The organism is Lentiprolixibacter sp., assembly GCF_982873095.1.
Genome location: NZ_CEYNTP010000238.1, coordinates 1 through 4,184, shown reverse-complemented (window position 1 = coordinate 4,184; position 4,184 = coordinate 1). Strand labels below are relative to the sequence as shown.

Below are 4,184 nucleotides of genomic sequence, written 5' to 3'. Positions count from 1 at the left end.
CCATAACTAACATTCGCACCTATGAAACGCTACACCATCCTTTCGTTACTTTTTTTATTACTCCTTCCCTCCTACCAGCTGAGCGCCCAGAACACTGAAGAACGCCTTCAGGCACTGAAGGTAGAAGTCCAGCAAAAAATAGACGATAATGCCAAGATGGCCCAGGTGATGGTGGACAAGGTATTCAGTTTCGCTGAGCTCGGTTTCCATGAGAAGGAGACGGCTGAATACATCACGGGCATCCTGGAAAAGAACGGATTCCATATAGAGAATGGAATTTCTGGTGTCCCCACGGCCTGGTGGGCAAGTTGGGGCAAAGGAAAACCAGTCATCGCCATAGGCAGTGATGTGGATTGCATCCCCCGCGCCTCCCAGAAACCCGGGGTGGCCTACCACGACCCTATCGTAGAAGGGGCTCCCGGACACGGAGAAGGGCATAATGCCGGGGTACCTCTGAATGTAATGGCGGCTTTGGCCGTAAAAGACATCATGAAAAGGGAAAATTTATCGGGTACGCTTATCCTCTGGCCTGGAGTAGCAGAAGAACTGGTAGCTACCAAAGCGTACTATACCCGCGATGGGTATTTTGACGAAGTGGACATGTGCATCTTTACCCATGTAAGCAACAATATGAGCGTGTCCTATGGACAAGCCCGGGGTACCGGATTGATCTCTGTGGAATATACCTTCGAAGGAGAATCGGCCCACTCCGCAGGATCCCCCTGGCGGGGACGTAGCGCAGCGGACGCAGTGGAACTCATGAACATTGGCTGGAATTACGCCAGAGAGCATATGCATCCCCTGGGGCGCTCACATTCCATCATCAACTATGGAGGTGACCAGCCCAATGTGGTCCCCTCAAAAGCCTCTATCTGGTATTATTTCCGGGAGATCACTTATCCGAAGATCATGGCTGCCTATGAAAGGGGTAATGAGATTGCCGAAGCAGCAGCCATGATGACCCGAACCAAAATGAGCAAACGTATCCTGGGCACTGCCTGGCCCAGGCACTTTAACAAGGTGATGGCCGAAACCATGTACGGGAATATCAAAACCGTTGGTCTCCCTGAATGGAGTGAAGCAGACCAGATACTGGCCAAAGCCGTACAGCGGGAAGTGAATTCACAGCGCGACACTTCTGGTCTGAAAGTAAAACTGGACACCATCGGCTTGCCCGTCAAGAACCCCGTGAGCGGGGGATCAGATGATATTGGGGATATCAGCTGGAAAGTGCCTACCATCACCCTGCGCTTCCCCTCCAATATTCCCGGCTTACAAGGGCATCACTGGTCCAACGCCATCGCTATGGCTACCCCCATTGCCCACAAAGGGGTAGTGGCCGGAGCCAAGGTAGAGGCCATGACGATTTTGGATTTCCTGTTAAAGCCAGAACTCGTGGAGCAGTCCTGGGACTATTACAAAAAGGTACAAACGGCCAATCAGACCTATGAGCCGATGATCTCCAAGGAGGACCAACCGGCAACCTACCTGAACACAGAGATCATGGAGGAATTTGCCCCCAGGCTGAAACCTTTTTATTACAACGAAAAGAAATATAACTCCTATCTGGAACAGCTGGGGATTGAATACCCCACCCTAAGAGAGGATCAGAAAGCAGTTTTACAGAAATAGCAGGGCTTTTAATCATAAAGTCAATTTGTTTTTAATCAGAATAGCCTTACTTTTCAACGATTATTTTGGCAAGGTTAAGGCCGTGCCTTGATTTTCATGTCTTATTGTTAATCGATCCCCTGACAAATCCATATATCAAAATATGAAGCAAATATTTACCATTACCTTCCTGCTCCTTACGGTCTCATTTGTACGCGCCCAGGAATCCTTTAGCTTTAAAGTCCTGGTACTACCCAATACCACCTATACTTCAGAGATGAGCATCTACACCTTAACGGAAACGGGAATCACTACAGGACAACCTCTGGAAAGTTCCTTGAAAAAGAACTCCCTGATTGAAAATACAATTAAAGTGATCAGTATTATGGAGGCCAAAGGCCGGAAGGACAATGGCAATATCCCAATAGAAATCCGCTATACGGATGCTACCTCAAGTACGCTGGTCAACGGAAAGGAACAAAAAATGGATTTGCCTATCACCAGTAATATTATTCAGGTACAATACACCCCTGATGACCGCTATGTGCTGGACTCCATTACAGGGGAAATGTTCAATCCTCAAGTCAAACAGCTCATCACGAATATGCTGGATCAAACACAGCAACAGGTAGAATTCCCTGAAAAACCCCTGAAGATCGGAGATAGCTTTACGACTGAAATGCCCATGAACATTACATCTACAGGGATGATGCCTATTAATTCGTCCATTACTACCACCTATATCCTTAAAGAGGTTAAAGAAGGTACCGCTGTATTGTCTTTTGACCAGAAGGTGTCTTTAGAGAGTAAACAGGAAAGTGTAAGCTGGGAGGTTAAGGGAGAAGGTTCCGGTATCTGCAAGTATGATATTGCCGGGCAATACCTGAGTTATTGCAAAACAGAACTTCCCATGCAGACGACGGTTAAGATGAATGAAAATATGTCTAGCATCAGTAGCACAACAACCATTTCCGAAATTAAAACGACGGCAGAATAATCCTGATATGTTAATATCTCAGGAATATTGCGATTCAAGGGCAGCTTTGGTATGTTCTTTGAGCCAAGATCCCTATACGGTTAACTCCGCCATGTCACAGTCGATTTTCGCATCCGTCCTTAGAGGTACCGGATACATCTTAAATATTTACATCTTATGAAGGCAGCATTTATAACAGGATTCTTGTTTTTTATTTCCATTAACCTCTCTGGTCAGGAGCCAAGGGAAATCACAGTCAAAACAAGTGTGGAAGAAGTAAGCGTGTTTTTGGAAAGCGCACAGATCACCCGAAGGAAATCCCTGGATCTGGGTGCTGGAACTTACCTGCTAAAGTTTACAGGCTTGTCCCCGTTCATACAATCAAAAAGTGTACAGGCGAAGGTCACCGGAAGGGCCACGCTCCTCTCCGTCAACCAGCAACAGAACTTTCTGGATTCCCTTAAAATGGCAACGCAGATCGCCGTAATGGAAACCGGTATGCAGGACATCCGGGATCAGATACAATTATTGGAAACACAAATTGATGTCACCAACGAGGAGATTGGGTTTTTAAATGCGAACAGGAATATTGGAGGTAATGAGGCCATCAATATGGTAACCCTGCGTGATGCCACAAATTTCTATAGCCAGCGGTTATCTTCCCTTAAAATGAAAATATTGAGCCATCAGAAAGAGATAAGGGAGTTGCGGGAAGAAGAAGCCAAAATAAGAAGGCAGCTCAATACCCGGAGAAGTTCCACAGATTATACCGTTGGGGAAATACTGGTTAAGGTAAAACTTGAACGGCCGGGCCGTATTCAAACCGAGCTCAACTACCTGGTAAACAATGCGGGGTGGTACCCCTCCTATGACATTCGTGCAAAAGATATCAGCAACCCCATCAACCTTGTTTACAAAGCCAATATCAAACAAGACACCAAGGTGGACTGGAACAAAGTAAAGATCCGGCTCTCTACGGCTGATCCCAGCCTCTCGGGTGTCAAACCAGAATTACTGCCTTACTACCTTAATTACAGCAGCAGGCCACCTTCCTATGACCGGAAAACCACCGAAGTTTCTGGCGTGGTAAGGGGGTCTGATGGGGTGACACTTCCAGGAGCCAATGTGATCGTTAGTGGTACTACCATAGGTACTACCGCAGATTTCAACGGACGCTATTCCCTGGCACTGCCTTCCGATGCCAAATCCCTGATATTTTCCTACATCGGGTATAAATCGCAAACCCGATATATTTCAGGGGATGTACTCAATGTGGTCTTGCAGGAAGACAACCAGGCCCTGCAGGAAGTTGTTGTGACAGGGGTTGGAAACAAGAGCAGAAAGGAAATGTCAAAACGCGTTGCCGCAGGCGATGTAATCACTGCACAGGAAGTTGCTGACTTTGATACTTCCCTCCCTATGCAGCAGGTATCGCGCCCCACTTCTGTAGACTTTGAAATCGATATTCCTTATACCGTAAAATCCAACAACCAGACCTTTACCCTGGACATGGCCAATTATGCCCTGCCCGTAAGCTATAAATACATCAGCGTGCCCAAAATAGAGAAAGCGGCTTATCTCATTGCCGATGTGGTCA

General features: G+C 46.9%; 3 protein-coding genes. All 3 read left to right on the top strand.

The window, feature by feature from the left end:
* The first annotated feature begins 21 nt into the window (after positions 1 to 21).
* Positions 22 to 1,632: a zinc-binding metallopeptidase family protein gene (locus tag AC4E7D_RS12290; protein ID WP_490174085.1), complete on the top strand. Its 1,611-nt coding sequence runs from the start codon at positions 22 to 24 to the stop codon at positions 1,630 to 1,632.
* A 142-nt stretch (positions 1,633 to 1,774) separates the two neighbouring features.
* Positions 1,775 to 2,608, top strand: a complete 834-nt coding sequence (locus tag AC4E7D_RS12285) for a hypothetical protein (RefSeq protein ID WP_490174084.1) — start codon at positions 1,775 to 1,777, stop codon at positions 2,606 to 2,608.
* Positions 2,609 to 2,764: 156 nt separating this feature from the next.
* On the top strand, positions 2,765 to 4,184 hold a 1,420-nt coding region (locus tag AC4E7D_RS12280; protein ID WP_490174083.1), incomplete at its 3' end, for a mucoidy inhibitor MuiA family protein.

Excerpts from the sequence above, each read along its gene's own strand:
- AC4E7D_RS12290 (WP_490174085.1), top strand. The coding sequence starts at position 22 with ATGAAACGCTACACCATCCTTTCGTTACTTTTTTTATTACTCCTTCCC.
- AC4E7D_RS12285 (WP_490174084.1), top strand. The coding sequence starts at position 1,775 with ATGAAGCAAATATTTACCATTACCTTCCTGCTCCTTACGGTCTCATTT.